The following is a 5386-nucleotide window of genomic DNA, read 5'->3' as shown; positions in this document are numbered from 1 at the left end:
GTCACGAATCGCACAGGCCATGGCCTCTCCAATCCGCTCTTCATGGGCCTCAGTCAAAGCGAGGATCGCACTGCCACTGCCCGAGAGTGCGGCCCCATAGGCACCAGCGGCCAAGGCGGCATCTAAAGCGGCGCGAAATCCGGGAATGAACTTCTCACGGTAGGGCTGGTGGAGACGATCGTCCATTCCCACACGCAACAGCTCCCAGCGCCGAGAAAGTAGAGCCGTCATGAGCACCGCCACACGCCCTAAGTTCGCAACGGTCTCCGCTCGTGTCCAGCTCTCGGGGAGAGCCGCACGTGCCTCTTCGGTGGGCATGATTAGTTCGGGAATGCAGACCACTGCCTTAAGGCCTTCGGGTGCGGGAACCGAGACCCTAGTGATCGTCCCATCCGGCTCACGGACAGCGATCTGGAAACCTCCAAAGAGCGCGGGGGCGACGTTATCAGGGTGCCCTTCGATCTCCAGCGCGAGTGCAAGAATCTCTTCTTTATCCAAAGGGTTTCCCAGCAAGGCATTGCCACCGAGCAAGCCCCCGACAACCGCCGTGGAGCTACTTCCCAACCCCCGTGAGAAGGGGATATTGGCCTCCGTCTGCACAAAGAGCTTGGGGGGCTGCTTGCCGAGCTTTGCATAGAGCCGATGGAGGGCCAGGTGTGCCAGACTATCCTCACCGAGGACGAGCGTACGGGGGCGAAGCTGTGGCGAAGTGCTGCCCTCTAGCACATCGAAGTGAAAGACATTGTGCAGATCCAGGGCAACCCCGATAGTGTCAAAGCCTGGGCCGATATTGGCCGAGGTGGCCGGAACAGAGACGGAGATGGTGTTACTCAAAGTGTTTTCTCAGATAGGTTTCATAGAGCTGGCAGCGTAGCTGGAGTTTCGTGGTGCTCTCTCCCACAATCACGCCCGCAGCTCGGAGTCGGAAGAAGGTATCGTGCGAAGGAGCCGCCCCCCGCAGTATCTGGCGAAGCGCTTCCGAAAGGCAGGGCTCCTGGGTTAGCGAGAAGAGCAGGCGCTCCAAGTGATTGTCGAAGGCAGGGGTGGTCTCTAGCGCCTCCCCGGCTGCCAGCACTTCGAGGCCCTTCCGGGTGAGATACGGGTGCCCCGAGAGGAGTGTGTAGAGGGGAGCAATCTCGCTTACTTCATAGCGCTCGGCGAGCCACTGGACTTCGCTTGGCGTAAAGTCGGTGAGCTGGAGGCGCACCCCGACATTGAAGGGCGACTGGTTGGGATCTGTGATAAAGAGGTGGGCTTCGGTGGCATAGGCCAGCGCAATGGTCAGGCGGTGCCACGGCCCTTGCGGATCTAAGCTACGACGATTGTGCCAGGAGCGCAGAAGCCCAAAGACCTCACTACCAAAGCTCAGCGGAAAGAGCCGGTCGGCTTCGTCGAGTCCCCAGACTAAAGGACGCTCACTCTCGACAAAGATCACTCGCCTAAGATACCGCTCCAGGTTCGCAGCACCGGATCGCGATACGTTCCAGTGGCTCTCGGGGGGAGTGCTAAGATCTAGCTGCTCACAGAGGCTCTCCGCCATGGCCCGATAGAGGCTCTCGGCAGACGCTAAAACATCACTTCCAAGGCTCTGGAAGTCTAGGATCGCCACCTGTGTTCCCCGCTGCCGCGCTACATGGAGCCCGCGTGCCAGCAGGCTTGTCTTCCCCACCTGCCGAGCCCCTTTGAGGAGCACAATGGCTTCTTGGCGCTCTAGGGCTGCATGAAACTGCGCATCCACAGCTCTGGTCACGTAGTGCTCCGAGGCTAGGGGCACGGCTCCGCCGGGGGTGCCCTCCTTCCCAGCCCTTTGGGCCATCTCCCTGCCGCTGAGACGGCTTCCCTCTTCCCCTTTTGCTCGTACCTCGCTGGGAAGAGGGACAGGGGGAACGAGTGCATACACACTCACCCGCTCTCCGTGCTTGGTTTCCCGTACTCCAAGTGATTTTAGGCGATCTTTCCAGGCATCATGGTCTTTCACAAGAGAAACGACAGCCTCAGAGAGAAAAACCTCGCCTGCCTCTGCCATGTCCATGATGCGCTTGGCAGTGTTGATTCCCCCACCGGTCACACTGATCGCCCCATTAATATCGTGGATACGGGTGATGGGACCGACATGAATTCCCATGCGAAGAGAGAGCGACACGGTAGCCTGTTGCACTTCACACGCACAATCCAGAGGGGCTGTCGCATAGCGCAGAAAGACCAGAGCGACCCCATCGCCCGTCGCAATCGGAATAAGCTCCCCAGACTGCTCCGCCCTCTGAAATGCCTTTGTTGCTCTGACACACTCCAGTAGCTTGGTGACCGATGCTGCTTGCTCTTCCAGCGAGAGCTGTGAGTAGCCCACGAGGTCTAAGAAAAGCACATGGCCGGTTTCGGTGGAGTTCAGCATTCTTTCTATTATGGGCGGAAGCCACGCTTTGTCTTACGGCTCTGCCAGAGGTTTAGTATGGCACGGGAGAGACGCTCGTGATCGTGGCGAACGAGCTGAGTTTCGGAGAGGAACTTTCCCGTGATAGGGTGGTAGCCCATGCTTTTAATCACCTCCGTATCCGGGGTTACGACATCGGCTCCGGTTTTGGCATAGCGATCCATTGCCTCTAGTGACGGGCGAGCATCGTTGACCAGCACGTAGTCCACGATCTTACGGCCCGTGGGGAGAGAGGGAAGATGGCGCTCAATAGCCGCGAGGTGCGCGGAAGCCGTGTAGCCGTCTGTCTCACCAGGCTGGGTCATGACATTGCAAATATAGACCCGAAGCGCTTTGGTCGCGACAAGTGCCTCGGCAATAGGAGCAACCAGTAGATTGGGAATCACCGAGGTAAACACACTCCCTGGCCCCAGCACCACGATATCGGCATCGCGAATGGCATCCAGCACTTCCTGGGGAGGGGTTGGGGCTTCCGGGCACAGTTTTATCCGATCAATCGGGCTGGTATCTTTGACGATCTTGGTCTCACCGGTGACTTCACGACCATCTTCCATCATCCCCACTAAGATCACGGACTCCACCGTCGAGGGAAGAACCCGTCCTCGAATAGCAAGAATCTCACTGGTTTTCTCAACTGCCTGCTCAAAGTCTCCTGTGATCCGGGTCATGGCGGCGATCAGCAAGTTGCCAAAACTATGGCCGCTCAGCCCATCGTTATCATCGCGTGTCTCAAATCGAAACTGAAAGAGCTGCTGCATCAGCGGCTCCGCATCGGCCAAGGCTACCAGGCAGTTACGAATGTCTCCCGGCGGCGGCATTCCCCCGAGCTGCTGCTGGAGCAAGCCTGACGATCCCCCGTCATCGGTCATGGTCACCACCGCAGTTAAATTCGACGAGTACTGTTTCAGACCGCGCAACAGAGTCGAGAGCCCCGTCCCTCCCCCAATCACCACGATCCGTGCTCCCTGGTTGAGTGAGCGCTTACGCTGGATAATCTCCGGCAGGGTCTCTAAGTTCTCCGGCGAGATCACTCCCACAATACTCCGATTGACCGCGATCAGGGCACTGAGAATCAGCACCAAACCCAGCACGATAAGCGCGATTCCTGCCGGAAGATAGAAGCGCATGTCCGCAATATCAACATGGAGAAGCTGCTCAATACGGTGTTCCAGCCAGTCGTAGTAGTCCGTATTGCGGATGTTGACAAGTAGCGCCACCCCAATAACCACGGGCAAAAGCCCAATCGGGATCAGCAAGAGATAGCGCTTCACCTTCAGGCCCGGCGTGAGCCACTTCACCCCACGTACCATCATCTGCTGCGGATTCAGAAGAGGAGTTGCCACGCTTAGCGCCTCTCCACATCACGGTGCTGGGTCAGCACTCGGTAGCCTCGCTCTTTTAGGAACGCCGAGAGCCGCTCCCCAATAAAAACGGAGCGGTGCTTACCGCCTGTGCAGCCAATGCCAATGGTTAAGTAGGCTTTTCCTTCGGCAATGTAGTGCGGGAGCGACCAGCCAACGAGGTCATAGAGACGCTCCAAGAAAGCGCCCGTGCGCTCATCGGCCTCCACAAACTCCTGAACTTCTGTACTACGGCCATCTTTCTCCCGAAGGCTATGATTGTAGTAAGGATTTCGCAGAAAGCGCACATCGAAGAGAAGATCCGCATCAAGAGGCGTGCCGTGCTTGAAGCCGAACGAGGCCACGGTAACCGTAATAGGCTGCTGCTTGTGCTGAGGCGCAGCGAAGCGCTCCCGTAGAAACGCCCTGAGCTCGGTCGTACTCATCCCTGACGTATCTATGACCAGCTCTGACTGCTCTTTCAGGTTCGCCAGTTTCTCTCGCTCCATCATAATGGCAGGCAGAATCCCTCCCGCCTCAAAGAAAAACGGGTGCGGACGGCGTGTCTCTTTGAAGCGGCGTATCAGGATCTCATCAATAGAGTCCATAAACACCAGTGTCGGGGTCACGGAGAGCGAGAGAATTCCCGCTGAGAGTGCATCGAACTCCCCCGAGCGCACGTCGTTGACAATGCAGAGTGGCTCGTCCTTGGGCATCCCACTCAGAAGCGCCGCAAAAAGACGTGGCGGAATGTTTTCCACCACCTGCCAGCCCATGTCCTCAAAGCAGCGCGCCGCTGTCTGCTTTCCTGCACCGCTCATGCCCGTCAAAACTACCACCGAAGCCATCGCCATTAGTCCTTTCTCCGTACCCACCCGCCTCGTACCCACCCGCCTCGTACCTCGGCACCCTCCCTCAGGGCAGAGAGGGTTAGGGATCTTCCCCTTCCTTGCCCTGAGGGAAGGGGCCAGGGGATGGGTTCAATGGGTTCCTCAGTCCTTATCTTTGGGAATCAGCAAGTCCAGCACCCCAGAGATCGTGGAGAGTGCGATGGAGCCGTAGAGAGCGGGCAGAAAGCCCTGTACCGAGAGTCCCAGTCCCAGTGTTCCCGCTAGCCAGAAGAGCAGCGCATTGACCACAAAGCGCATCAGGCCCATCGTCAGGCAGTTGAGCGGCGCGGCCAGCAGTCTTAGAATCGGCCCCACAAAGGCATTGACCAGTGTCACCACCGCGATGGAGAAAAACGCCCCAATCGCGCCATCTAGCATCAGTCCCCGCTTGCCTCCCAGAAACGGAGCCATCGGCTGCACGTAGCTCCAGGAAAACACCGTCAGATACAGCGCCACCGCCCCGACGATCCAGCGAACGATCCAGGTCATTTTGTTATCCCCTCCTCTTGACATTATACGGCGTTGGTGCCGGGGATGTCGCACCCCGCCAAACGCCACGACGCCGTACAATACAGCATGTCTATTCTGCCGGTGCTGATCTTTCTTGCGGCGCTGCTCTACGCCTCCGTAGGGCATGCGGGGGCCTCGGGGTATCTGGCGGCGATGGCATTGGTGGGAGTGAGCGCAGACGTCATGAAGCCTTCGGCGTTGGTGCTGAATCTGCT

At 58.3% G+C, this 5386-nt stretch carries 5 protein-coding genes; all 5 read right to left on the bottom strand.

Annotated elements, in window-relative coordinates:
- Nucleotides 1-834 (bottom strand): homoserine kinase (gene thrB, locus RMO15_RS19820; protein WP_309715873.1); only part of this gene is annotated, 834 nt, incomplete at its 3' end.
- Nucleotides 827-2392 (bottom strand): AAA-like domain-containing protein, encoded by a 1566-nt coding sequence (locus RMO15_RS19815; protein WP_309715869.1) that lies wholly within the window; start codon nucleotides 2390-2392, stop codon nucleotides 827-829. The genes thrB and RMO15_RS19815, both read right to left, overlap by 8 nt.
- Before the next feature lie 8 nt (nucleotides 2393-2400).
- Nucleotides 2401-3774, bottom strand: coding sequence for a YvcK family protein (locus tag RMO15_RS19810; protein ID WP_309715866.1), 1374 nt, complete (start codon nucleotides 3772-3774; stop codon nucleotides 2401-2403).
- 2 nt (nucleotides 3775-3776) lie between these two features.
- Nucleotides 3777-4625: an RNase adapter RapZ gene (rapZ, locus tag RMO15_RS19805; RefSeq protein ID WP_309715863.1), complete on the bottom strand. Its 849-nt coding sequence runs from the start codon at nucleotides 4623-4625 to the stop codon at nucleotides 3777-3779.
- Between the two features lie 138 nt (nucleotides 4626-4763).
- Nucleotides 4764-5150, bottom strand: coding sequence for a phage holin family protein (locus tag RMO15_RS19800; RefSeq protein WP_309715860.1), 387 nt, complete (start codon nucleotides 5148-5150; stop codon nucleotides 4764-4766).
- Nucleotides 5151-5386: the final 236 nt, after the last annotated feature.

The organism is Armatimonas sp. (assembly GCF_031410135.1).
GTDB lineage: Bacteria > Armatimonadota > Armatimonadia > Armatimonadales > Armatimonadaceae > Armatimonas.
The sequence above is the reverse complement of the archived record's forward strand: the minus strand, read 5'-3'. Positions and strand labels throughout refer to the sequence as shown.

Coding starts and splice junctions, on each gene's coding strand:
- RMO15_RS19815 (WP_309715869.1), bottom strand. CDS start 2,392: ATGCTGAACTCCACCGAAACCGGCCATGTGCTTTTCTTAGACCTCGTG.
- rapZ (WP_309715863.1), bottom strand. CDS start 4,625: ATGGCGATGGCTTCGGTGGTAGTTTTGACGGGCATGAGCGGTGCAGGA.
- RMO15_RS19800 (WP_309715860.1), bottom strand. CDS start 5,150: ATGACCTGGATCGTTCGCTGGATCGTCGGGGCGGTGGCGCTGTATCTG.